Genomic DNA, 25520 nt, shown 5'->3' with positions numbered 1-25520 from the left:
TAAAAAATACACTTAATTAACCACCTCCTTTCTAAGTGTAAATATTCCTATAGCACATACGCAAAAAAGCCACGCAATGCGTGGCTTGGTTGGATAAAGCTAAACTTTTACAGAGTCAATTATAAGTACTGACCTAATGCTTTTACTTGGTCTAACATGCGGTTTGAGAAACCCCATTCGTTGTCGTACCAAGCCATTACTTTAACTAAATTGCCATCGGCTTTAGTTTGCGTAGCATCAAAGATAGATGACGCAGGGTTATGGTTAAAGTCGATAGAAACAAGCGGAAGCTCATTATATTGTAAAATATCTTTCATTGAACCCGTTGACGCTTCTTTCATGATTGCATTGATTTCTTCTGCAGTCGTGTCGCGTTTGGTGATAAACGTAAAATCAACTAAAGATACGTTGATTGTTGGTACACGTACCGACATACCGTCTAATTTACCAGCAAGTTCTGGTAATACTAAACCAACAGCTGCCGCAGCACCTGTTTTAGTTGGGATCATAGATTGAGTTGCACTACGAGCACGGTATAGATCAGGGTGGTATACGTCAGATAAATTTTGATCATTCGTATAAGAATGAATCGTTGTCATGCTACCTTTTTCAATACCTACTGTGTCGTTAATTGCTTTTGCAAGCGGTGCTAAACAGTTAGTAGTACAAGAAGCATTAGAGATGATGTGGCTATCAGCGTTAATTACATCACTGTTTACACCATGAACCACTGTTGCATCCATATCTTTACCTGGAGCAGAAACGATTACTTTTTTAGCGCCTGCAGTAATATGTTTAGCTGCATCTTCGCGTTTAGTGAAAAAACCAGTACATTCTAAAACGATATCTACGTTTAGTGCTTTCCACGGTAAATTTGCAGGGTCACGCTCTTGCGTTAACGTAATTACGTCATCGTCAATTAACATAGTGTTATTTTCAAGTGTTACTTTTTTAGAAAATTGACCATGAACTGAGTCATACTGCGTTAAATGTGCATTAACGTTAGCAGGTGCTAAATCGTTAATTGCTACAATTTTAATTTCGCTGTTTTGAGCTGACTCATAAAGTGCACGTAAAACATTTCTACCGATACGGCCGTAACCGTTAATTGCTACATTAATCATTTTAGACTCCTATTTAAGTTCACTTGCTTGGCGAGCAAGCGCTTCAATTGCTTGCCAGTCTTTATTTTCAATTAGTTGTTTATCTAGCATCCACGTACCACCAACACATATAACGTTATTAAGCGCTAAATAATTAGGTGCGGTTGCTAAGCTAATGCCGCCAGTTGGGCAAAAAGTAATGTGTGGTAATGGGCCACCGATTGATTTGAGCATAGCCGTTCCACCTGCAGCTTCTGCTGGGAAGAATTTTAAATACTTAAAACCGTGCGACGCAAGTTGCATAACTTCACTTGCAGTTGCAGCGCCTGGTAAAAATGGTATATCTGATGTTTTAGCCAAAGCAATAAGCTCATCGCTCACACCTGGACTCACCATAAAATCTGCACCAGCGGCAACCGAAAGATCAAAACTTGCTTTATCTACTACCGTACCAGTACCTATATAGGCTTCAGGTACTTCTGCTTTCATTAGCTTTATAGCTTCTGCAGCAATAGGTGTACGTAGTGTTATTTCTAAGGCTTTTAAGCCACCGTTATATAACGCTCTTGCAAGTGGTGCTGCATCTTCTAATTTTTCGATTACAACCACTGGCACTACAGGTGCCGATGCTAAGATTTTTTCAATACTCATTACTTGTTCCTCATTACCCAGTATGGCTAATATTTATTCAAGTCCAAAAGCACTCGCGCCTAAATCGGCACTGCTTACGATGTTTCTAAATCCAGTAAATAATTCTCTGCCTGTACCAAATGTGGCACTTGGTTGGCTAAGTTCTGCTTCACGTTTTGCAAGTTCTTCGTCGCTAACGTATACTTTTAATATTCCGTTTGGCGCATCAAGCGTCACTAAATCACCTTCTCGGATTTTAGCAATAATGCCGCCTTCTACAGCTTCAGGTGCTAAGTGAATAGCAGCTGGTACTTTACCTGATGCACCCGACATACGGCCATCAGTAACAATGGCTACTTTAAAGCCTTCATCTTGAAGCGTTGCCATTACTGGCGTTAACTTATGTAGCTCTGGCATACCTTTCGCTTTAGGGCCTTGCTCTTTTAGCACGGCAATAAAGTCTTGGTTTAATTCGCCACGCGTGTATGCATCTTGCAGAGCACCTTGCGAGCTAAATACTTTTGCAGGAGCAGTAACAACCTGATGCTCAATAGCAACCGCTGACACTTTAATAACGGCTTTACCTAAGTTACCTGTTAGAAGTTGCAGACCACCTTGCTTACTAAAAGGGTTACTCACTGGGCGAAGTACTTCTTCATCGTGTGAGTTTGCTGGGCAATCTACCCATTTAACTTTAGTTGGGCCAGTTGAGTTACTCATAATAAGGCTATCGTCTTTATCCAAACGAGGCTCTGTCATGTAAGGTGCTAAACCATCACCTAGCATTGTTTTAACGTCTGTGTGTAAATAACCGGCGCTTGCTAGTTCACGCATTAAGAAACCCATACCGCCCGCTGCTTGGAAGTGGTTTACATCAGCTGAACCATTAGGGTAAATACGTGTAAGCAGTGGTACAACTTCTGATAAATCAGACATGTCTTTCCACGTAACCTGAATGCCCGCCGCTTTTGCTATCGCAACAATATGAATTGCATGGTTAGTAGAACCACCTGTAGAAAGCAGGCCTACTAAGCCGTTTATGATCGTTTTTTCGCTGATCACATCAGCTAAACATGGGCTTTCTTTATCATCGGTAAGCTGCTTAAGCATAGTTTCTACAGCATTACCTGTAAGACCATCGCGAAGCTCAGTGTAAGGATTAATAAACGAGCTACCAGGAAGGTGTAAGCCCATTATTTCCATTAACATTTGATTTGAGTTTGCAGTACCGTAGAACGTACAAGTACCTGCGCTGTGATAAGACGCGCTTTCAGCTTCTAATAAGTCTTCACGGCTTACTAAACCTTGTGCAAATTTTTGACGAATACGTGCTTTTTCTTTATTAGGAATACCTGACTGCATTGGGCCTGCTGGTAAAAAGAACACAGGTAAATGACCAAACGACAATGCACCAATTAATAAACCCGGGACTATTTTGTCACAAACACCTAAACAAAAAACGCCATCAAACACATCGTGCGAAAGAGAAATTGCCGTAGACATAGCAATTACATCACGAGAAAAAAGCGAAAGTTCCATGCCGTCACGCCCTTGCGTAACACCATCACACATTGCAGGAACGCCACCAGCAACTTGTGCTGTAGCATCGAATTTGGTAGCAATGTCTTTAATTAAATCTGGGTAATCTTTGTATGGCACATGAGCCGAAAGCATATCGTTATATGAGTTGATAATAGCAAGATTTGGCTGCTCATCAGCCTTTAAGCGCGCTTTGTCATCACTGCTACAAGCAGCCATAACATGGGCTATATTTCCGCAACCTAAACCGGCACGAACTCTTGTTTGTTTTTTTGCGTGCGAAATACGTTCTAAATAATCTTGACGGGTATTTTTACTGCGTTCGATAACGCGCTGGGTAACTTCTTGAATACGAGGATGTAACATAATTTAACTCATCTCTATTAGTTAGAGGATAAAGGCTCAGTAGCAACTACAGACTCCACGTAAATAACTGTACTGAGCATCTTTGATTTACCCGTTCAAAGGTACGCTACCAGGGAGCCTCTCACAACAACCCTGACACCGGTGTCACTGTATTAACGCATAGCAATGACACCGGTGTCAACCCCAGGTAACAAAAATAGTTTAATATTTTAACATGACCGAATAATGACCTATTTGATTTTTAGGCACAAAGTATATTTTAGCAAGTTTAGAGCAAAAAAAAGCCCGAATAAGCGTCACTCATATTCGGGCTACTGTGAAAGTGTTTTTAACTCACTATTTTATCGCAGAGGTAGACTCACGTGTAATTAAGCGCGATTCAAGCGTTACCTGGTATGGTTGTTCTTGAGGCTGAGCTATATGAGATATAAGCTGTGTTACGGCTTGTTTTGTCATTTCCTCAACGGGCTGTGCAATAGTCGTTAAACCAGGCCAAATATGACGCGCAATAGGTGCGTTATCAAAGCCCGCAATAGAAATATCATCAGGTACTTTAAGTTGGCGCTGGGTAGCTAATTTTAATACCGCTGCCGCCATGTAATCGTTTGATGCAAATACAGCTGTTGGCCTAGGTGATAAGTCTAAAATACTGCGCGCGCTGTCGACACCTGAGTGATAACTAAAGTTACCCTCCTCTACTAAGCGCTCATCAAATTCTATTCCATGGCTTGCAAGTGAACGCCTGTAGCCTTTAAAACGCTGTTGCGTCGCACTATGATCTGGATGACCTTTAATAAACGCTATAGATTTATGCCCAAGACTAATTAAATGCTCCGTAATTTCAAATGCGCCTTGCTCATCGTTGCTACGCACAGAAATTGAGTCATCTTGAAGTAAAGCCGATGCAACTCTTGCGTAAGGAATTTTTTTAGATTTTAAAAAAGAAACGAGTTCAGCAAAATCACCAAAAGGAGGTGTTAATACAATGCCATCTAATCGAGAAGTCTGTAGTAATTGCTCAATATTATTAATAAGGGCTTCACCACGAAACTCACAAGGGTGTATCAATAAGTTATAGTTATTTTCTTTACATGCTTCTAAAGCGCCCGTTTGCACCCGAGTGATGTAACTTTTACTGGGATTATCGTAAAGACAACCAATAATAAAGCTACGATTTTGTGCAAGGCCACGCGCAATAGGATTAGGTGTGTAATCAAGTTCTTTAAATACCGCGAGTACCTTTTCTCGGGTAGCGGCACTTACATTTGGCTCATTATTTAAAACACGCGAAACGGTTTTTTTAGAAACCCCAGCATGGCTTGCTACACTATTTATGGTTACTTTTTTCATCTATCCATTATCCAAATACAACCAATAAGGCCTAAGCCCTATTTGCTATTGTGTAAACACGCAGCAGCGCCAATAAGCGGTATATTGTCTTGTGTTACAAGTGTTACAGGGATTTGCCCTGCGTACTGCGACATAATACCTTTTTGCGAAAATCGTTCAACAAAACGACTCTCTAGAAGTCTTGCTTGCATACGAGGCAGTATTCCACCGCCGATAAATAATCCGCCTAAAGCACCGTAAACAACGGCTAAATCGCCGGCAACACTGCCAATCCAATCACAAAATTGGTTAAGCGTTGCATCACAAACAGTACATTCACCGCTATTTGCTAGACTACTTATTTGTGCCGCGTCTAAATTCTTAGCTGTTACACCCTTAACTGCAGCCATGGCCTTGTACAAATGCGCAATACCAGGGCCTGAAAATACTGTTTCGATAGAAACATGCGGATGATCTTTACGTAACTCATTTAATAATAAAGTATCGAGCTCATTAACAGGTGCAAGCGATATATGCCCTCCTTCTGAACTTAAAACAGCGGTAGATTGCGACGTTCTAACTAAACACGCTGCACCAAAACCAGTACCTGGACCTATAACACCAATGTTTGCATTGTCATCAGCTTGACCCGATTTAACAATGACATTTTGTTTAGGATCTAAATACGGGGCGGCGTATGCAAAGGCAGCAAAATCGTTTATGACTTCTAGTTGTTGTAAATCAAAATGAGTTTTAAATTCACTGACACTAAAATGCCAACCTAAGTTAGTTAAATGCACTTGTCCGGCTTTGATTGGACCTGCAACGGCTAAACATGCGCGTTTAGGTGTAATATGCGGGACTGTTTGTAAATATTGCTCAAGCGCACTTTGAAGTGAGCCAAAATTAGCACTAGGAAAAATATTAATGTGCTCTATTACAAATTGGTTGGTGTGTTCATTAAAAGCAGTGATTAAAGCAAAGCGGGCATTAGTGCCGCCAACATCAGCAACTAAGATGGGATCAAATTGTGCAGAAGCGTTTGGGCTCATAGTATTATCTCTTTTGTTAAGCGACTCATGCTTATTATTTTACAATGGTGTACCATTGTTATTTATACTTTGAGCTATCACCTCAAAGTAGCTATCACAGTAAAAAAATGCTGCCTATAAAGATATAGACAGCGAATACGTTTTGACAACAAAATGATAAAACATTGATATTATGACACCGGTGTCAGCCGTTTATCAATTAAAATATACGTTAATTCACAAAAAGCTTGAAATTATTCATTAATAAACGAAAATGACACAATTATTTATCAAATTAATTAAGTTGTAACAATGAAAGGTAAAGCCACCTCATTTGATATTGCCCACTATGCAGGGGTATCTCAATCAACTGTATCTCGCGCTTTACGTAACAGCCATCTTGTTAATGAAGAAACACGTAAGCGTGTTTTTGATATAGCTAAAAAACTTAATTATAAAGTTGATAAAAATGCCAGTAACTTACGCACTCAGCAAAGTAGTACGCTTGCATTACTTTTATTTGAAGACCCCACTTCTGACGAATCACAAATTAACCCTTTCTTTTTAGCCATGCTTGGCAGCATTACCCGTGCTTGCGCTAAAGAAGGTTACGATTTATTAGTTTCATTTCAATCGGCCAGTGCTGATTGGCAAGCAGACTACGAAGATAGCCACAGAGCTGATGGTATTATTTTACTCGGTTATGGCGATTACATTGATTACCAACCAAAATTTAGCACCTTACTTGAACAAAATACGAAGTTTGTTTGTTGGGGTGCAACCGTTGATAACCGTCCCGATTTAACTGTTTGTTGTGACAACTACGGTGGCGGTAAGCTTGCCGCTGAGCACTTTATTGCTCACAGCAGAACTGATTGCGCTTTTATTGGTGATGCATCTGATCACAGCCCCGAATTTTTTAGTCGCTTTCAGGGGTTTAAAGACGAGCTATTGGCTAACAATGTTAATATAAACGAACGTAAAATGGCTAATGCTATATCCACCGAAGAATCTGGGTATCACGCCACTCGCTCGCTTATCGCTAATAATATTAAATTTAACGCCTTATTTGCCGCAAGCGACTTAATTGCTATTGGGGCTATACGTGCACTTAAAGAAGCAAATATTAACGTGCCTAAAGATGTAGCCGTAGTCGGCTTTGATAACATAGCCATTGCTAGTTATGTAAACCCACCGCTGACGACGATAGAGCAAAACACCACTGTTGCAGGGCAAATGCTCGTAGAGAACTTATTAAAACTGATACGTGGTGAAGAAGTACAAAGCACTCTATTACCTCCTATTTTGATTCCTAGAAAGTCGAGCTGAGCCTGCCTGATAAAATAAAGCAAAATTAATAAACCATTCTAATTGGCAGTTACAACTACTTAAATTTTATTCTCTATACTTTTATCTATTCATTTCACTTTTCGTTCTGATGTATTCCTATCTCACAAAATTCAAAATTTAAATATAAAAAAAGCCTCTAATGAGGCTTTTTGCTAAATTCTTTTTTAACTCAGACTAATAAGTTATTAAAAATCGTAAGACGCTGATAATTGAATTCTACGTGGTGATTGGTAAGACTCAGCTAAACCAAATGTAGCATTTCCATCGCCAGCAGCTATTTCTGCAGCTTCGTCGTAACGAGTTTCAGTAGCAGCATCAAATACGTTAAATACATCCATAGCTAAACGAACTTTCTGATCGTTAAAGCGAAGGTTATAAGTAAAGTTAAGATCTAAACGTGCTGTCCATGGTGTAGTACCCATGCTGCCACGAGGGAAACGTTTGTCACCTACATAGTAAGTATCACCGTAAACGTATTGATCAGGGTCTGGAGTATAACCTTGACCTAAAGCAGTCCAAGGACGACCAGATGCGATATTAACATTAGCACCAATTAAGAAGTCTTCTGTAACAGCAAAAGCACCATAAATTTTAATGTTATGACGACGATCTGCAGGTAAATTACCATTAGCACCATCCATTAAATAAGGGTAATCCCAATCTTGCGTAAGACCAGCATCATCTTGACCATTATCAGATTTAACAAAACCTTCGGTGTTACCGTAGTTGTGAGACCATGTGTATAGCGCTTTTAAAGACCAAACCTGATCCCATGTTTTCTCAAGTGTTAAATCAACTGATGCGTATTTACGCTTAGCTTCCGGGTAACCTAACTCTTGTGCAGTAAAGCTATATTCTTCAGTGGTGCCGTCACCATCAAGATCGAAATTGAAAGTAGCGCCATTACCCGGATTAAATAAGAACCAGTTCTCACCTAAATATTCACCATTTTCATCCTTAAAGATGTATGAGCCATCATCAATTTGATTACCTAAAACACGGTAAGTTGCCTTGATACCCCATGACCAATCATCATTAATTGCTGCTTGATAACCAATCATATACTCATCGTTATACATTGGTTCAAGATCTTTATCAGATAAGGTATTTGATGGTTTTGCAGTGCCGTCACCACCATTTATAATAGCAGAGTCACCTAGCTGTGTACCTAAACCTACAGGGGTACCGTCTGCATTTAATCCTTCATAGGCGTACCAAGTGTGTATATACGTTTCTGCACCAGCTAAACGGATATTAGTATTAGCCGCTACTGGTAGGTAATAACGACCAGCAGTGAAGAACAACTTACTATCACCATCGCCATTAATATCCCAAGAACCACCTAAGCGAGGAGCAATTTGGTTATCGATAGCAACAAATTCTTCGCCATCTGCATTGTAGTTAGTAAAGCTGTCATTACGAAGGCCTAGCGTCAGGGTAATGTCTTCTGTTACTGACCACTGATCTTCGATATAAATTGCCCAGTTTTCAACTTCGAATTCGCCACCACTTTTATAATCACGTACACGTGTTGTTTTCATATCTGCAGGTAAGACATAGCCATTAGGTAACCTGCCACCTTCTTCATATGTTCTGTAGTAGTAGTAAACGCCACCAGAGTTTTGTGTTGTTGAATTCGCTGTATTAGTTTCTGAATCATAGCCAAATTTTAACGTATGCTCATCGTTTAGGTAGTAATCAAAGTCAACGCGTAATTGCTCACGTTTATCTTCATTTTCACCAACGCTAAAGTTAACATAGCACGTAGTATCCTCACCTAAATCAGCATCTATGCCCGTAGGGCAATCATCAAAATCTGAATAATCCGTTTCTGAAAATTTAACTTCACCATACATTGCTGACATACTTAAATCATCAGTAAGATTACCTGTATAGCGAAGAGCAAAACTTTCTCCGCCTCGCTTATGAAAAGCTGTACCGCCATCTTCAGTATAATTACCATTTCCTTCAGGATCTGAAATTGTTTTTTCTGAATAAGTACGCTTATCACTGAAACCCCAAAGCATTAATTGGTGATCTTCGTTAATATTCCAATCAAAACGAGCTAGGTAATATGGGTCATCATCTTTTTCAACTGCTAAATCTGTTTGAGATGCATTACCGTATTCGTGGTCATTATCTCTTGCAGTATAAATACCATAGAAGAATAATGTATCTTCAACTATCGCACCTGAAGCATAAATACTTGTTTCAAATGAATTGTCGTAGTCGTCTTGGTTATTAACATATAAATCACCAATACAATGCCCGTCTGCATCTTCACAACGATCATTTTGTTTGTAAAGTGAGTTAGGAGCTTGCTCACTTAACGAGTCAGATGAATAAATCGTTTCAACACCAAAGTGAAAATCATTAGAACCAGATTTAGTAACTGATGAGATTAATCCACCGGTAGTACGCCCGAACTCTGCAGAATAACCACCCGTTTTAACTTGGAAGCTGTCGTACGCGGTGAATGGGATTGTTGCACCACCAAGGCCATTACGGAAGTTAGTCATATTTAGACCATTCACGTAATAAGCATTTTCAGCTACAGAAGCACCACCAAATGAAGCTTGGTCGCCAAAACGACTGTCCCCTTCAGTTGCGCCAGGCGCAAGCAATGCGACTGAAGTTACTGAGCGAGATATTGGTAGTAGCGCTAATTCTTCAGAACTAATATTTAATGAAGACTCTGAAACAGATACGTCTATTGCACGAATAGAGCCACCTACAACAGCAATTCTTTCGATATTACCTGTAGTTAGTGGAATTTGAATGAGAGCTGTTTTACCTACCCCTATAACAACATCTTTAACTTGGGCTTGGTCAAAACCAGATTGAGAAACTGTAATGTCGTACTTACCAACAGGTACTTGCTTGAGATCAAACTCACCATTTGCATCAGCAGTTAATGTTTTTGAATAGCCTTTAGTACTGTCCGTTATTGTAATTGTTGCTCCAGATAATGAAACACCTGACTGAGCTGTTAAGCTACCTTTAATAGCACCGTTAACGTTATCCGCCATTGCTGGCATTGCAGCACTTAGTGTCATAGCAACTGCAGCAGCAGTGAATGAGCGCTTAAATGTCTTAGTAAAATTATGGTTCATCTTGATTTATCCCTAGATAATTAGATTATTATTTTTTATATATTACGTCATTTAACTTTACATAAAACCTACTTATATAAAGCAATTAACATCTCTTAATCTATAAGAGAAACAAATTAATAACACAATAAAAACGAACTTACCAACTAAATGCGACAGCAATTAACAGAAAAACCATCAATAAAAACAATAAATTAACATAAAAACATGGATAAAACCAAAAAACTAAATGGTGAACATATTGTTCACAAAATAAATATGCATAATTATTTACAAGACTAATAAACCAAATTAAAAAACAGAGCTTAACATCAACATGGGAAGACATTAAAACTAAAATAGGAACAAAAATCACACAAATAATTTATAACTTTCTAGTACATATAATACAGATTAGTTAGCATAAATATTCAAAGCAAATTTGTCTCAATTGAAATTATTGCGAAAAGCAAAATTAACTTCAGTTAAAAAAAAGCTTCAAATAGAAGCTTTTTTCATATTTCGTAATTTTATAAATCCTAATTAAGCGACTCAGCAACTACAGGATAATAATCCCACACTTGTTTATCGCTTAAAGAACGTACAAGCTTAATGTATTCTGCGTGTGTCCAAGCAAGTGGCGTTGCTGAATTTGTGCCCTCACCTAACTCATAACCTGCTTTGTTTACGCCTACACCATCCCATACTTGTTCAGGTAGCATCATGCCGCTATTAGCAAATTGCTCTAAGCCTTTAACATAGCTGTTTTTAATCTCGCTTTGTTTTTTATCATCTAGCGCATTATTTGCATTTGCTGCAGCGATTTCATAATGCCCGCGCTCACCTGTAAAAAATGGCCATACACGACCACGTTGCCCTGGTGTGTTACTGCCGCTTTCGGCGTAATTAGTACCGATGGTTTCATCTTCGCCATAACCGTCGTTACCATAGCGGCGATAGCCTGCAAATGTGCCGCTACCATCGGTAAAGTTAAAGCTGTATTTAACTTGTAGATTATCTTCAAGTGTTTCGTCGTCATACTCTGGTAGCGTTTTAATGATGCTTGAATCGTTAGCGCTTCTTACTCCATAGCGAACTAATTCTAAAAATCCACCATCTAAAATCTGCTTTTTGTTAAAACCTTCACGGCCATTGTTGGCATTAATTTTAGTATTTGAGTTAGCGTTAGTATCTTGACCTATACGAATGAAATACTCGCCGTCGGTGCTATCACCTTTTAAATTACCTTGGGTGGTAAACATTTGTGACTCTATATCGTTGTTATATTTTTTAGCCGTTGCTAAATAACGTTCTGCATTTTGAGTATCACCACTGAGTGTTGCTATGTCACTGGCTGTTATAAGGCCTGCCACAATGGCTGCGGTTGTAGAGGGTGAATAACCATTTTGCTCTTCCCAGCGCTCTTGCTGTGTTGCAGGTGGAGTAATTTGCGTATCGTTCCATAAAATTTTAGCTCTTCCGCCATCAACTAAAAAGTCAGCTGCCGGTTTTAGCATGCGTGCGTACCAATCTTTAAGCTCGGTATCGCTTAGTACGTTTGCTTGATGTAACTTCCACGCGAGCATAATTGGCATAGCCGTTTGATCAAGCTGTACCCCTACCCACTCAAGTTCACCGTCTACATGTGTTTTTTGTAAAAACCAGCCAGTGTCGCCATTGTTACCGGGGGTTTTACTGTTAACTTGTACTTTTTCAAGATATTCGAAGGCAGTTTTAGCTGTAGCAGTATCACCCAAAGCCATAAACGCCATAGCTACTTGATAAAAATCACGAACCCATACCGCTTTATAACCCGTCGACCCTTCTTTGGCCGAAACCGTTTCACCCCAAGGGTTAGAAAGCGAGGCGATAAGCGCGCCCGCATTGGTTTTATCTTCTTGCGCTTTTAGCACCATTGCACTGGTATAGAGTAGCTTTCCGTTATCGGCTGTTTGCTTAACCATTGTATTTAATGGCTCAAGGCTTTGTAGATAATCCTCCCATCCTAGCGCTTCACCTTTACCGTTGTAGGCATCGAGCACACTTTGATAACCTTTAGATAAGCTCTGTGCACCTTGTTGCTGGCTTTGTATCTGCGTTTTACCAAAACTAAGTGCTAAATCAAACGTGGTATTACTACTTATACTGCCAAGCTCTGCAAACATACTGACATTGCCCGATTCACTCCCTGTATTTGCATATTGCTCACTGAGTCGTTGTTTAGTTTTAAGTGACGTAATACCATCGCTTACACCTGCAAAGCCAACGCTTTTCATTTTAAATGGAGTAGATGATTGCAGTGTTAAAAAGTTATCGTCTTCCCAAGCAACTAAACCTTGCTCAGTTGTTTTTGCAAAATCACCTAAACCGTTGTTGTTAATGTATGGATTAACAGCAACATACGCTTTTACACCTTCAAGTGATGTATTAAATACAGTACGCACTAATAGTGTTTGTCCGTCTGGATCGGTGAATATGTGTTTTTCGAGGGTAAAACGCCCTTGCTTATCTGTACTTGTTACTTTGTAAGCGAGCGAGAGCGGTCTGCCTTTATCATCTTTATGTAAATAATCAATGCTAACGTCTAAGTCGTCTGCTTCAGTAACTATAAAATCTTTACCGGTTACTACAAACTGCATATCTTTAATTTGCGCTTGGTGAATGAGTCCAAACATAGTTTCGGTGATCATACCTTTAGCAATTGAAAACCATACTTTTGATACTTCACCTGTCGCAGCGTTGTTATTATATTGGCCGTTTTGGTATTGCTCAAAAGAAGTACCAATCCCAGTTTTACCTGCGTAAGCCCAAAATGGTTCAACCCCTGGTGCGCCTGGAGCTGATGCAATCGTAGCGTCAATATTTTCGTTATTCGTATTTTGCACGCCACAGGCCGTTAAACCCAAAGTTAAAAGAGAAGCGGTAATAAGGTTATATTTTTTCATTGTGTGACCCTTAGTTTGAATTTTTAACGCGCATAACAGCAATCGCAGCAACAACAAATGATGCTGCACCAATTAATAATGCGTAAATAGGCTGGTTAGAAAATACGTGGCGTAAAATAAGCCCTAAAATACTGGCAGCTAATAACTGTGGAATGACGATGAAGAAGTTAAATATCCCCATATAAACGCCCATTTTATTACTCGGTAGTGCGTTACTTAACATGGCGTAAGGAAGCGACAAAATAGACGCCCATGCAAAGCCAACTCCTATCATAGGTATAATTAGCATTTTTGGATCTGTTATAAACATAAAGCTCGCTAGGCCTAATGCACCTAGTAGTAAGTTAAAGCAATGTGCGCCTTTTAATCCCATTTTTTTAACTAAAAACGGAATACACATTGCAGCAATGGCCGCAAAACCATTGTAAGCGGCAAATAAAATACCGACCCAGTCGGCACCATCGTTGAATGCTTTACTGGTTGCATCGCTGCTACCATAATGAAAGCTTGTTACTGCGGCTGTAGTGTATATCCACATAGCAAATAACGTAAACCAGCTAAAAAACTGCACCCACGCTAGCTGCTTCATTGCCTCTGGCATAGTAAATACATCTTGTACTACTTGATAAAAGCCGCCTTGTGTTTTATTAGCGCCTTTTAGAGCACCCGCTATCCACTGCACAATACCAAACGCTAATAAACCACCAGCAAGTAAATACAGCTCTTTTTCAAGCGCTAAGCCCATAACTAAAGCAAGGATTGCTAAACCTAGCACCACAAAAATAATGGCACCTTTATTGAAGTTGATATCGACTAATGCCGTGTTAGTCGGTTTGGTAGTTTGGTTTTCAAAAGCAGCTAATTGCTCAGGGCTATATTCTTTGGTTCGCATAACTGTCCAAAGAACTGCAACTAGTAATACAACCCCACCCCAATAAAATGAATATTTAACAGACTCAGGTATTTCTCCTGCAGCAGCGGTATTACTAACATCAAACCAATTAGTCATCATCCATGGTAATGCTGAGGCTAGTACAGCACCAATACCAATAAAAAAGCTTTGTAAGCCGTAGCCTGTAGCACGTTGTTTTTCTGGCAAGTTATCGCCTACAAGTGCTCTGAAAGGTTCCATAGTAACGTTGATTGATGCATCCATAATCCACAACATACCTGCAGCAATCCAGAGCGTTGGCGAGTGCGGCATAATAAAGAGTGAAATAGTAGTAAGTACCGCCCCTATAAAAAAGAACGGACGACGACGACCAAAACGTCCCCATGTTTTATCACTCCAATAACCAATTATTGGTTGCACTATTAAACCCGTTAAAGGTGCTGCTACCCATAAAATAGGAATATCATCAACTTGTGCGCCTAGCGTTTGAAAAATACGGCTCACATTGCCGTTTTGCAGTGCAAAACCAAATTGAATGCCTAAAAAACCAAAGCACATATTCCATATTTGCCAAAAGCTCAGATTTGGTTTGTTGCTGTCATAATTATTATTTTGATTATTCATGATTAGCCTTATTAGTTAACACTGCGCTACTAAATGCGTTTAGCGTGAGCGTAAGCTTTGTAACTTGCCCGTCGGTAATGAGCTTCGTGGTATTTTGTTCAAGTAAGTCGTGTAGCGGTTTATTTTTTTCAAAGGTATTGGCTTGCTCTGCTATTAAGTTAATAACCACAGTTTGTGGCTCCTCACTAAAATTACTAAATACATAAATCGATTGCTGGCCTAACGTGCGTACAAAACCAGCAACGCGTTCGCTACCACTAAGCGAAAGCGCTGTCATACTTCCACCTACAACAGCCGGCAAACTATTGAGCGACATTATTGATTTATAATAATCACGAAGTGATGCTTGCTCGCTCGTTAAGTTAGCGCCATCGAATTTGCCGTTATTCATCCATGCTTGATGCGCTGGGACACCAATGTAGTCAAAAATGCTGGTGCGAGTAGATGTGCCAAAACCTGCGTTTTCAGATCCATCCTCCCCCACATCTTGGGCAAAATATAATAAAGTAGGTGCACGACTAATTAAGCTAGAAACGACCATTGCTGGTTTCCCCCAGCGTGCATCACCTGCAAAATCAGGGCTCGCAATGCGTTGTTCGTCGTGGTTTTCTAAAAAGTGCAACATGTGCGATTCAATATCATTAACGTGGCTTTGGGCGGCAAAAATCGTATTAGCAGCTTGCTTACCCTGCATAATGGCTTTTAATGTGTCGTAAAAGCCGACTTTGTCATACAAATAATCCATTTTTCCTTGCTGAATATACGCTCTGTACATTTTCGGGTTATAAACTTCAGCCAATAAAAATGCATCAGGTTTTTGCATTTTGATTGATGAGTTTAAAAAGCTCCAAAATTCAACCGGCACCATTTCGGCCATATCGTATCTAAAGCCATCAACGCCTTTATCAAGCCAGTACAAAGTGATATCTCTAAATTTATACCAACTATTAGGAAGCTCTTTATTTTGCCAAAACGCATAATGAGCGCGATAATCTTGATGTTCTAACTCTTTAGGTAAGGTAGGAAAGTCATAGCTGCCATCAGGCTTTACCCCGTAGTTAACTTTTACTGTTTCATACCAATCGTTTATATCAGGTTTTGGTGCTCGCGCCCCATTACCCGTCCATTTAGCCGGTGTTTCGTCAAAAAACCCATCAGCTAATGGGTGCGTATTACCACCTAAAACGGAGTAACTTTCTGACGCTGGTACTTGAAAAGACTGCCCAGGTACATAATAAAAGTTGTTCTTTTTATCGTACTCTTTGTTGGTGTCGTCTTGTTCACCAAAGTCTTTTACCCCTTTGGGTTTTGCTACTGATTTATAATTACGTGCAACATGATTAGGCACAATATCAATAACCACTTTCATACCATGTTGATGAGTGCGCTCAATCAGATCACTAAACTCACCCAACCTATTAGTCACATTTATGGCTAAATCGGGGTTAACGTCGTAGTAATCTTTGATTGCATAAGGTGAGCCTGCACGGCCTTTAACTACATCAGGGTCGTCTTGCGTAATCCCATACTCGGTATAATCGCCCACTAGCGCATGATGTAAAACACCGGTATACCAAACATGGGTCGTACCCAATTCTTTAATACCTTTAAGTGCAGCATCATTAAAGTCGGCAAATTTGCCTACACCATTTTGCTCTTTTGTACCCCAAGGTAAATTTGCGGTTTGTGTGTTACCAAATAAACGTGTAAACACTTGGTATACAACAGGCTTTGTTAACTCATTTTGCGCCTGTTTAGGCATTTGCTGCGGTTCGGTTTTATTATTATCTGAGCAGGCACTTGTTATAAGTGCGCTACACAGTAATGCGGGTACATAAACTGATTTTTTCATTGTGTGTCTTTTTGTCAGTAGTGTTATAGCTTTATACTAAAGATAACTGCAGCAAGCATACAGTTGCTGCATACGTATTCACTTAAACATTCACGGCGTATTAATCACTAATACCGTGGCAGCCATTGGCTTTAAGTCAATACTGTTAGTTAGTTTAAAAGTGTGTTGTGTGAATAATGCCTGCGCATTGGCATTTTTTGGTATAGCTTCTTGCATGTAATCAAGATTATGCTTTTGTGTTACTTTGTTTTTATTCATAAAAACTAATACAGTTTGCGTGTCACTAACGCGAGCATAACTATAAACACCATTTTGCGGACTAAAATGAACGAGCTTACCCTTTGTAAGCGCAGGGCTTTGCTTTCTAAAGTTAAGTAGCGTGCTAATGGTCTTGTGCATATCGCGCTGCTCTTCGCTTAAACCAGCACCTGTAAACGCATTAGTTTTTTGATTTTTGAACCCACCAGGAAAATCAATTCGTATATCACCATGATCTTTACTCGGCGTGTTATCTAATATCACTTCCGTTCCGTAATACATTTGAGCAATGCCGCGCGTTGTTAAAAATAACGTCATCGCCATTTTAGTTTTAGCTAAGTCTTGCCCAAGCTCTGTATATACTCGGCTCATATCGTGATTATCAGCAAACACCATAATGTTGTTGGTATCTGGGTATAAAAAATCGTTAGCTAATGACTGATATACTTTAACCCAGCCTGTACTCCAGCTTTCATCTTCATTTAAAGCTTGAATTACCGCTTCTTGTAATGAAAAGTCCATTACACTGGGTAAGCTTGATGTGTACCCATCTTTATTTACTTTGCCGCGTTGCCAATACGACGCTATTGCAGGGTTTGAAGTCCACTCCTCACCAACAATATTAAAGTGTGGGTATTCATCCATAATGGCTTTTGTCCAATCACTTAAAAACGCTTTATCTGAATAAGAGTAAGTATCAACACGAATACCGCTTAAATCGGCGTATTCAATCCACCAAATAGCGTTTTGAATTAAATATTCACTTAAAAGTGGTTGGCGCTGATTTAAATCAGGCATGCTAGCAACAAACCAACCATCGCTAAATTGGCGTTTATCGTAGTTGCTTGCGTGTGGGTCTTGAATTGTTTGGCGCGCATGGCTTGTCGCATTTTCACCATTTTTAAATTCGCCATTAAAGTTAATCCAATCTTGGGTGGGTTTGTCTTTAACCCAAACATGTTCAGAGCCAAAATGATTAAGTACCATATCCATAACAAGACCAATGCCCTGCTCTTTAGCCTTTATTGATAACGTTTTGTACAACTGGTTTGAACCCATACGTGGATCAACGTTATAAAAATCTGTGATCGCGTAACCATGGTAAGAATAGTCAGGCATGTTGTTTTCAAGCACAGGTGTTAACCAAAGCTGTGTCACGCCTAAATTATTTAAATACGGTAGCGAATTAATTACGCCTTGAATATCACCGCCATGTCGCCCGCCTTTAAAGCTTGGACTTGCACCCTCTAGCATACCTTTAACTGTATCGTTTTTTTCATCACCATTAGCAAAGCGATCAGGGTTAATTAAATACAAAGTATCTGCATTTGTGAAACCTTGACGTTGCGCGCTATGTTTATCTCGGGTAAGTAAAGGAAATTCAAAGCTATGTTCAGGGTAGCTACTCTTAAATTGTAGCGTTCCTGCTTTAGCCATATCGCTAATGCTTAAATGTAGAAAAGCATAATTAGGGTTGTCGGTGCGCGTTACGTTATTAAGTTCAACCCCTTTATACTTATCTAATTTAAATTTTTCGTTAGCTATATTTTCCTCGTGCACGAGTATCGTAATGTTATTTTTATTCATGCCTATCCACCAATTGGCAGGCTCTACATTAAGTGCATAACTAAAGCTTGGTAAGCTACATGCGCTTACTAGTAAAAGTGTGTTTAAAAATCGCATTATTAAACCTTTTTAATACTGGCTAAAAAATCTTGATGAGTTGGTAGCTGCGCAACTGTTGAGTTTATCAATGTTTTTAAGGTAGAAAATAAATCGCTCAGTTGCTCATCACTTAACGAATCCACAATACTATTGTAGTCATCAGGGATAAGCCCTTGCCCTATCATTACTTGCTGCCAAGCAACCTCAGCAAATAGCTCGTCGTCTTCGCGTACTACCTTGCCAGTTTGCTTAAATAATTTCATTTTTTGGCTCAGGGAGTTAGGTATATCCATTTGCCTACATTGGCGCCAAAATGGGGAGTCTTCTCGTTCGGTGAGTTTGTAATGTAAAATAATAAAATCACGTATGTGCTCTATTTCTATTACGCTTTGTTTATTAAACTCCGTTACTAACGCATCGCTAATACCGTTGTGTGGAAATAGCTTAATTAAACGCGTAACCGCAGTTTGAATTAAATGAATACTGGTTGACTCAAGCGGCTCTAAAAAACCACTTGATAAACCAACCGACACCACATTTTTATGCCACTGCTTTAAGCGTCGACCTGTTTTGAATTTTATAACGCGTGGCTCTGTAATTGGCTCAGCGGGTAATTTTTGAAGAAGCAGCTGTTTAGCATCATCGTCTGATAAATATCGGCTACAATAAACAAGGCCATTACCAATACGGTTTTGCAGCGGTATTTGCCATTGCCAGCCTGCACTATGTGCAATGGAGCGCGTATAAGGCTTTAGCCCATTGGTACTGTGTGTTTGAACGGCCACAGCACTATCACAGGGTAAGTAATGAGACCAATCAATAAACCCTGTATTAAGTGTTTGCTCAATTAACAAGGCACGCAGCCCTGTGCAATCTATAAATAAATCACCACTAATTTGACTATCGTTATCAAGTGCTAGGCTTTTAATATTGCCTGTATAGCATTGTTCAACATGGTCTATTTTTGCATCTATATGTTTAACACCGCGCGATATAGCCAACTTTTTTAAATATTCGGCGTAAAGTGTGGCATCAAAATGGTACGCGTAACTCAGCCCAGGTAGTTGGGTATTAGGAATTGTATTGAGTGGCGCAAATTTATGCTGTTTAGCAGCTTGGTAATTGAGTGAAAAATCCCATAGCTCGTCTTCGCAACCCGTAACTTGGCCTTTTAACCAAAAGTTATAAAAATCACAAAAAGGAAAGTCTTTACCAAACGAGCCAAACGCATGCATATAACTATGCTTTGGCATTTTCCAGTTTTCAAACTCAATACCTAATTTTATTGAAGCATTAGTGGCATTAATAAAATCTTGCTCGTTTATACCCAGCGCGTTATTGAGCTGAACAATCGGCGGAATTGTTGCTTCGCCCACTCCAACCGTACCAATAGCCGATGATTCTATTAGTGTGATATTAATTACTTTACCTAACACTTTATTAAGCAGTGCTGCTGTTATCCATCCTGCGGTACCACCGCCTGCAATTACCACGTGTTTTATTGATTTCATATTATTATCCACGTTTTATTAAATTTAAGTACGGTTAAAAAGTTAGGTAAACTAGCTATAAAAAAGCCCCTGTAACACAAATTACAAGGGCTTCTACACACAGTTTTTATTATAGCTTGTAGCTAAAGCCTAACAAGTAAGTACGACCGTAATCTTGGTAATCACGTACTTGAAGTGCATTGTCGCCTGAAAGCGACGTAAACGGTTCTTCTGTCAAGTTTTGTACTTGGAACTGAATTGATAAACCTTCAAGGCTTTCAATACCCGCTTCACTAAAGTCGTAACCCGCTTGAACATCCCAAATAGTTTCACCTAAAATATCAACTTGTTCCGTGTCAAAGCCTAAGCCATATACATCGCCTTTAAAGGCACTACGTTTACGCATACTGGTACGTAACTGCATGCCATGCATTTCGTAGTAAACCGTTAAGCTTTGAATTTTATCTGAAAGACCCGGTAGTTCGTATTCGTTACCATTTTGGTCTTCAATATCAGACTCAATACCGGTGTGACTAGCAATTAAACCAAAGCCTTCAAGAGACGGATGAAATATTTTAAATGGTAATGCCAGTGATAGCTCGTAGCCATATAAATCGCCACCGCCGCCATTTATTTTACCACTGCCAGTACCCGATGATGTTGCTGGTAATTCTCCAGTAGATGGATCTGCAACACCCGACATATCAATTGCGTAAGTACCGTCAAAAATCCACTGAGTTAAATCTTTATAGAAAAACGCAGCAGAGAAGTAACCTTCATCGCTAAAGTAATTCTCGTAAGTAAAATCGTAACCAGTTGCTTCTTTAGGCTCTAAATTTGGATTACCACCCGACACAGACCAGTAGTTACCATTTTCATCTGGCGTTTGATTATATGACGCATTAACTGATGAATTCATTTCATCTAAACGTGCACGAGAAATTGTTTTAGCAGCACCAAAGCGTATTGTTTGTTGCTCATCAATCGCAAGTGACAGGTTTAAGCTAGGTAATACGTGTGAGTAATCATGACTTATGTCTGTAGGTGATGTAACAACGACACCATCAACAGTACTAAATGCATTACCTTGTGATGATTGATCAGTTTGTACATAGCGCACGCCAACATTACCCGTTAGTGCAAGGCCGCTTACTTCAGCATTAATATTTGCTTGAACAAATGCAGAAGTAATTTCTTCTTTTACAGTCCACGATTTAGTCGCATGACTTGTATTTGTTAAGCTCTCTGCAAGTAAGTCGTAATAACCATCGTTAACTAAACCATTTACATCATAAGCAATCATGTCGCCCATGCCAATAAAGCCTAAATCAACACTTCCGTTGCGGTACTGTTCTGGCACGCTAAGCATGCCTGGGTTATCTAATGAGAAACTAGATAACGTCATGAAGTAACCTTCTGAATCTTTTGTTTTCTCACGTTCTTTGTAAGACATACCAAATTCAATAGAGCTTATGTACTCGTTTTCTAATACCTTTGAAGCGGCTATTTTTAATGTTGATAATTCATCTTCAATAGTAGGTGCATTTATAAAACCGTCTTGCGCTTGGTTTTCATATTCAGTACCAGTTAAACCGTATTTATCGTTAAGTGCAGAGCTTGCACCCCACGAAAGCGGGCCACCTAACTGAATTAAACCATAATCGCTATAATCTAAATCATGTGAAAAAGTAGCCCCAGTGTTACCACCATTAAATGTGTAACCTAAGTTATCTGCTACACCGCGAGCATCGCCACGGCCAGTGCCTGAATAGCTTTCAACACTCCAGATTTTACGCTCTACTTGTGAATAACTTGCATCAAACTCTACTGACCACGAATCGTCAATATCGTATTTAGTATTAAAACCAAAAGCTGTAAGCTCGGCTTCGCGTTCTTCATAGTCATTACGAACTACAACACGTTGACCTTGGGTTACAGCGCTTGTTATAAAGCCTGACGCTTCATCAACTACTACACTGTTTGAGTCGATACTACCTTGTCCCCACGCAAATGGAACTTCAATACCGCGTAAGATTTTTTCATCTGTAAAATCTACATATAACGCATCAAACGTCATACTTAGATTGTCTGTAGGTGCAGCTTCTAAAACAAGCATTGCCGAATCACGCTCAAGCGTTGATGAACGCACGTAAGGTTTAGCACCACCTAAAATTGAATAATCGTTACCATTTTCATTGAATTCTGGGTAACCCCACGAGTTCCAACGTTTTTCTTGATTTGGTGAACTCATCGTATTTAAAGCAAATGCAACACCAATGGTATCGTCTGCAAACTGGTCAATGTATGAAATTGTACCTCGATAGCCGTCATCATTACCGTCTGGGTTTAATTTATCAAAGCTGGTTTGCTCATACTGTCCATTTACTTGAACAACACGTTCGCCTTTACTTAAAGGACGAACTGTTTGCATATTAATTACACCTGCAATGCCTTCAGCATCGATACTTGCATTTGGCGTTTTATATACAGTTACACCGCTCATAATTTCTGATGGGTAAAGGTCAAATTCTACGCCGCGATTATCACCAATAGATACCTGTTCACGACCATTAAATGTAGTACCACTTTCGTTTTCACCAAAACCACGAATGGAGACACGACTTGCGCGACCATCTAAGCGCTGCGCTGTTAAGCCTGGTAAACGTGCGATTGATTCAGCAATTGAAGAGTCTGGTAGTTTACCAATATCTTCAGCTGATATAGATTCTACAACCTGAGTAGAGAAGCGTTTAGTGTTAATAGACTCAACCACACTGCCACGAAAGCCTTTAACTTCGATAACTTCTACATCATCTTTTTTTATTGTATCTTCTTGAGCAGCCTGTGTAGCAAAGCTTGATAAGCCTGCAGCTGTTAATGCCAAAGTTAATATACTTGGTTTGAACATAGACATAATGTTTTCCCGTTACCCATATTGTGATACCCGCGTTAAATGTTTAAGTGATAGTTAAACAAGGCGAGCTAATTTTGTTGTCAGGATGAATATTAACGCCAGATTTATTTTATTAACAACTTTATGCATACGTATTCAACAATTAAAGCTCTCTTTAATATTAACATAAAACTCACAAGGCTGCTTTTAACCACATGATTTTATTAAATATAAATTAAATAAAAAACACAGGGCACACATCAATTGTTAAATCGATTCTATTGAAACTTAATGGCACCTTCATTTAAATGTAAACAAGGTGAAATTAATTATCGCTGTTATATAAAGTTTAAATTATTCCATATTTACCAAGCGTTAAATTGGTCAGACCATTCTATATAAAGCCTAGGGTATATTTCCCTTACAGTACAAACTGTTAGATTAAATTTAACTAACAAATCAATAATTGACGTAATTGGTAAACATTAAACACACAAATCGAATCTCCCTAAAGCTGCGCTAAGCGCTTATTTTTAATAATTTTATTGCATTATTTTTAGTGCATACGTATGCAGACTTTTTACAGGATTAAAGGCTTCACGTATGCTTTTTGCAAATAACGTGATTAATCGTAATCACAATAAAGAATAGTCTAAATACTGTGTGGAATGACGGAGAAAAGCATGACCCAAAAGCAGTGGTATAAAGGTGCGGTTATTTATCAAGTTTATCCGCGTAGCTTTCAAGATAGCAACAACGATGGCATTGGTGATTTAAAAGGGATTATTAATCGTATTGATTACATTAAGAGCTTAGGCGTTGATGCAATTTGGATTTCACCTTTTTTCAAATCGCCAATGAAAGACTTTGGTTACGATATTAGCGACTACCGCGACATTGACCCACTTTTTGGTGACTTAAACGATTTTGATGAACTTATTAGTCAAGCCCACGATCGAGATATTAAAATAATTATAGATCAGGTATTAAGCCATACATCAGATCAACACCAGTGGTTTTTAGATAGTCGTGATAATTTAACAAACGACAAAGCTGATTGGTATGTATGGGCCGATGCTAAAGAAGATGGAACAGCTCCTAACAATTGGCTGTCTATTTTTGGTGGTGGCGCATGGCAGTGGGAACCTCGCCGTGGGCAATATTATTTGCATAACTTTTTAACCGAACAACCCGATTTAAACTTTCATAATCCTGACGTAAGACAAGCTGTACTTGATAACGTAGAGTTTTGGCTTAAAAAAGGCGTCGATGGATTTAGACTCGATGCTATTAACTTTTGCTACCACGATGCATTACTTCGCGATAACCCTGCTAAACCAAAAGACAAACGTCAAGGTCGCGGCTTTAGCGAAGATAATCCGTATGCATTTCAATATCATTACTACAACAACACTCAGCCAGAAAACATTGAGTTTATGCAAGACATTCGCACATTACTTAATAAATACCCAGGTACTGTATCGCTCGGCGAAATCTCATCAGAGGATTCATTAGCGACTATGGCACAATATACCCAAGGCGGTGACAAACTGCACATGGGTTATAGTTTTGAGCTATTAACAAATGATTATTCAAGTGAATATATCAGAACTACGGTTCAAACTCTTGAGCAGCGTATGACTGAAGGCTGGCCGTGCTGGGCATTTAGTAACCATGACGTAGAGCGCGTAGCAAGTCGTTGGAGTGAAAACGGCGAGATAAACCCTCAACAATGTAAAATGCTAACCGCCCTACTTGCTTCCCTTCGTGGCAGTGTGTGTATGTACCAAGGTGAAGAGCTAGGTTTAGGTGAAGCATCTGTTGCTTTTGAAGATTTACAAGACCCATATGGCATTACATTTTGGCCTAACTTTAAAGGGCGCGATGGCTGTAGAACGCCAATGCCTTGGGAGCAAGCTGATTCATCTCATGCGGGTTTTAGTGAAGTAAAACCTTGGCTACCTGTTGATGATGCACACAAACAGCAATCAGTCGCTGTGCAAACTAATGATAGTAACTCAATTTTAAACGCCTATCGTGAATTTATGGCGTGGCGCAAAAGCCAAACTGTTTTACTTGAGGGTGATATTGAATTCATCGAAACGCCTGAGCCTGTGCTTGCTTTTTATAGAACCCTTGGAGCGCAAAAAATGCTTTGCATGTTTAATCTAAGTTCGCAGCAAACAGCTATTAATATGCCAATATCAATCGTTAAAGAATATAACGAGCTTAGCCATCACAGCGCAAAGTTAAGCCAAAACACATTAACGCTTGAGCCTTATGCTTGCTTTTATGCAAAGTGTTAATAATTTGAAGTTATGCTTAGCGCTATAACTAAGAGTTACACCCCGTCCTGAAGTGAACTACCCATCGACGCCACTACATGTCGATCAATGGGCTTCTACAGTCTAGCTTTTGAATGCTAGGCTGCTTCTTTTTTCTCAGATCCAACAGCTAACTT

At 39.4% G+C, this 25520-nt stretch carries 14 protein-coding genes; 2 read left to right on the top strand and 12 right to left on the bottom strand.

Annotated elements, in window-relative coordinates; translation table 11 throughout:
* Positions 1-119 precede the first annotated feature (119 nt).
* The 5 genes from gap to glk form a co-directional block, all read right to left on the bottom strand.
* Positions 120-1124: a type I glyceraldehyde-3-phosphate dehydrogenase gene (gene gap, locus I6F53_RS00850; protein ID WP_166419083.1), complete on the bottom strand. Its 1005-nt coding sequence runs from the start codon at positions 1122-1124 to the stop codon at positions 120-122.
* Between the two features lie 9 nt (positions 1125-1133).
* A complete protein-coding gene (eda, locus tag I6F53_RS00845) occupies positions 1134-1754 on the bottom strand; it encodes a bifunctional 4-hydroxy-2-oxoglutarate aldolase/2-dehydro-3-deoxy-phosphogluconate aldolase (RefSeq protein ID WP_165740597.1) in 621 nt (206 codons plus the stop codon).
* A gap of 33 nt (positions 1755-1787) precedes the next feature.
* Positions 1788-3638, bottom strand: coding sequence for a phosphogluconate dehydratase (gene edd, locus I6F53_RS00840; RefSeq protein ID WP_197238212.1), 1851 nt, complete (start codon positions 3636-3638; stop codon positions 1788-1790).
* Positions 3639-3974: 336 nt separating this feature from the next.
* Complete coding sequence (locus tag I6F53_RS00835) at positions 3975-4988, bottom strand: LacI family DNA-binding transcriptional regulator (RefSeq protein ID WP_165740595.1); 1014 nt, start codon at positions 4986-4988, stop codon at positions 3975-3977.
* A 38-nt stretch (positions 4989-5026) separates the two neighbouring features.
* Positions 5027-6019, bottom strand: coding sequence for a glucokinase (gene glk / locus I6F53_RS00830; protein ID WP_165740594.1), 993 nt, complete (start codon positions 6017-6019; stop codon positions 5027-5029).
* Positions 6020-6310: 291 nt separating this feature from the next.
* Here glk and I6F53_RS00825 point away from each other — a divergent pair, with 291 nt between their 5' ends.
* Positions 6311-7327 (top strand): LacI family DNA-binding transcriptional regulator, encoded by a 1017-nt coding sequence (locus I6F53_RS00825; RefSeq protein ID WP_166419084.1) that lies wholly within the window; start codon positions 6311-6313, stop codon positions 7325-7327.
* Positions 7328-7533: 206 nt separating this feature from the next.
* On the opposite strand, the gene I6F53_RS00820 is transcribed toward I6F53_RS00825, so the two are convergent.
* The 7 genes from I6F53_RS00820 to I6F53_RS00790 form a co-directional block, all read right to left on the bottom strand.
* Positions 7534-10461: a TonB-dependent receptor gene (locus I6F53_RS00820; protein ID WP_166419085.1), complete on the bottom strand. Its 2928-nt coding sequence runs from the start codon at positions 10459-10461 to the stop codon at positions 7534-7536.
* A gap of 518 nt (positions 10462-10979) precedes the next feature.
* On the bottom strand, positions 10980-13385 hold the full coding sequence (locus I6F53_RS00815; RefSeq protein WP_166419086.1) for a glucan 1,4-alpha-glucosidase: 2406 nt from the start codon (positions 13383-13385) through the stop codon (positions 10980-10982).
* Positions 13386-13395: 10 nt separating this feature from the next.
* A complete protein-coding gene (locus I6F53_RS00810) occupies positions 13396-14901 on the bottom strand; it encodes an MFS transporter (RefSeq protein WP_166419087.1) in 1506 nt (501 codons plus the stop codon).
* Positions 14894-16753: an alpha-amylase family glycosyl hydrolase gene (locus I6F53_RS00805; protein ID WP_197238211.1), complete on the bottom strand. Its 1860-nt coding sequence runs from the start codon at positions 16751-16753 to the stop codon at positions 14894-14896. The genes I6F53_RS00810 and I6F53_RS00805 overlap by 8 nt, the downstream gene beginning before the upstream one ends.
* A gap of 90 nt (positions 16754-16843) precedes the next feature.
* Positions 16844-18694: a glycoside hydrolase family 13 protein gene (locus I6F53_RS00800; RefSeq protein ID WP_197238210.1), complete on the bottom strand. Its 1851-nt coding sequence runs from the start codon at positions 18692-18694 to the stop codon at positions 16844-16846.
* A 2-nt stretch (positions 18695-18696) separates the two neighbouring features.
* Entirely contained in the window at positions 18697-20187 is a 1491-nt protein-coding gene (locus I6F53_RS00795) for a tryptophan halogenase family protein (RefSeq protein ID WP_197238209.1), read from the bottom strand.
* Between the two features lie 109 nt (positions 20188-20296).
* Positions 20297-23080, bottom strand: a complete 2784-nt coding sequence (locus I6F53_RS00790) for a TonB-dependent receptor (protein ID WP_166419091.1) — start codon at positions 23078-23080, stop codon at positions 20297-20299.
* A 662-nt stretch (positions 23081-23742) separates the two neighbouring features.
* Here I6F53_RS00790 and I6F53_RS00785 point away from each other — a divergent pair.
* Positions 23743-25365, top strand: a complete 1623-nt coding sequence (locus tag I6F53_RS00785; RefSeq protein WP_197238208.1) for an alpha-glucosidase family protein — start codon at positions 23743-23745, stop codon at positions 25363-25365.
* Positions 25366-25520: the final 155 nt, after the last annotated feature.

It is taken from the genome of Pseudoalteromonas sp. SWN29 (genome assembly GCF_015864465.1).
Taxonomy (GTDB): Bacteria; Pseudomonadota; Gammaproteobacteria; order Enterobacterales; family Alteromonadaceae; genus Pseudoalteromonas.
The sequence above is the reverse complement of the archived record's forward strand: the minus strand, read 5'-3'. Positions and strand labels throughout refer to the sequence as shown.

Bases quoted from the DNA above. Each gene is read 5' to 3' on its own strand.
- I6F53_RS00785 (WP_197238208.1), top strand. From the start codon at position 23,743: ATGACCCAAAAGCAGTGGTATAAAGGTGCGGTTATTTATCAAGTTTAT.
- I6F53_RS00800 (WP_197238210.1), bottom strand. From the start codon at position 18,694: ATGCGATTTTTAAACACACTTTTACTAGTAAGCGCATGTAGCTTACCA.
- I6F53_RS00820 (WP_166419085.1), bottom strand. From the start codon at position 10,461: ATGAACCATAATTTTACTAAGACATTTAAGCGCTCATTCACTGCTGCT.
- I6F53_RS00795 (WP_197238209.1), bottom strand. From the start codon at position 20,187: ATGAAATCAATAAAACACGTGGTAATTGCAGGCGGTGGTACCGCAGGA.
- eda (WP_165740597.1), bottom strand. From the start codon at position 1,754: ATGAGTATTGAAAAAATCTTAGCATCGGCACCTGTAGTGCCAGTGGTT.
- I6F53_RS00825 (WP_166419084.1), top strand. From the start codon at position 6,311: ATGAAAGGTAAAGCCACCTCATTTGATATTGCCCACTATGCAGGGGTA.
- I6F53_RS00815 (WP_166419086.1), bottom strand. From the start codon at position 13,385: ATGAAAAAATATAACCTTATTACCGCTTCTCTTTTAACTTTGGGTTTA.
- I6F53_RS00790 (WP_166419091.1), bottom strand. From the start codon at position 23,080: ATGTCTATGTTCAAACCAAGTATATTAACTTTGGCATTAACAGCTGCA.
- glk (WP_165740594.1), bottom strand. From the start codon at position 6,019: ATGAGCCCAAACGCTTCTGCACAATTTGATCCCATCTTAGTTGCTGAT.
- I6F53_RS00835 (WP_165740595.1), bottom strand. From the start codon at position 4,988: ATGAAAAAAGTAACCATAAATAGTGTAGCAAGCCATGCTGGGGTTTCT.
- edd (WP_197238212.1), bottom strand. From the start codon at position 3,638: ATGTTACATCCTCGTATTCAAGAAGTTACCCAGCGCGTTATCGAACGC.
- I6F53_RS00810 (WP_166419087.1), bottom strand. From the start codon at position 14,901: ATGAATAATCAAAATAATAATTATGACAGCAACAAACCAAATCTGAGC.
- I6F53_RS00805 (WP_197238211.1), bottom strand. From the start codon at position 16,753: ATGAAAAAATCAGTTTATGTACCCGCATTACTGTGTAGCGCACTTATA.
- gap (WP_166419083.1), bottom strand. From the start codon at position 1,124: ATGATTAATGTAGCAATTAACGGTTACGGCCGTATCGGTAGAAATGTT.